The organism is Erwinia sp. B116 (genome assembly GCF_002865965.1).
Classification (GTDB): domain Bacteria; phylum Pseudomonadota; class Gammaproteobacteria; order Enterobacterales; family Enterobacteriaceae; genus Erwinia.
This window is the reverse complement of record NZ_JRZZ01000103.1, coordinates 1-837: the sequence shown is the minus strand read 5'-3', so window position 1 is coordinate 837 and position 837 is coordinate 1. Positions and strand designations below refer to the sequence as shown.

1 protein-coding gene is annotated in these 837 nt (G+C 55.8%); it reads right to left on the bottom strand.

The window, feature by feature from the left end:
• Positions 1-277 precede the first annotated feature (277 nt).
• Positions 278-837 (bottom strand): IS110 family transposase (locus tag NV64_RS22735; RefSeq protein WP_146005547.1); only part of this gene is annotated, 560 nt, incomplete at its 5' end.

Below are 837 nucleotides of genomic sequence, written 5' to 3'. Positions count from 1 at the left end.
TATATGGACGCTCCCGGTTGAACAAGGCGTTTTTCAGTAAGAGGTAAAATCGGTAAATGCAGCCATATATCCGGTTTCTGATGGGGCTTTCAACGCCCCGAACCATGATGAAATCCGCCAGGTGAGAACCAATCATCCTCTACGGGCTATAGTGCCCTACGTGTAACCGGTTTGCCTCACCTGCGGTCTTACCTGTTTTATCATCTCTCTGATTACACCAGCAATTTCCGGACTGCGTTGTACTCTGTTATGAGCCCCGGCGGGGCCTGAACTCGCTTCAGGCTACCGCAGGGGTTCGATACTCTGTGTCATGTACCAGCATCGACCACATTATCCGCGCCGTTTTACTGGCCTGGGCCACCACCGCGACATTGTGGTGCCTGCGCTTCAGCAGCGCGTCAAGCCACGGCATCTCTTCTTTATGGCGTTCAATGACCGATGCGACGGCGCGGGCACCGTGAACCAGAAGATAGCGGAAGTAGCCATCCCCGCGCTTACTGATGTGGCCCAGCCGTTGTTTACCCCCGCTGGAATGCTCCCGCGGCGTTAAGCCCAGCCAGGCTGTAAACTGTTTTGCCGTACCGAACTGCCTGCCGTTTCCAACGGATGCCACCAGATACGTGGCCGTCAGCAGACCGACGCCGGGGATTTTCGTCATGCGTTGACAGGCCTCCTCCGTTGCTGCCCACGCATTCAGCTGATGCTCAATCAGCGACAGCTGCTCTGTCAGCGCATGGATATGGGTCATTTGCCGGGAAGCGCTGGCACGAACGAAGGGTGAAAGCCAGTTTTCAGCATCTTCGATAATGTCGGGAACGCCCTGGTCGAAGGCTTTTT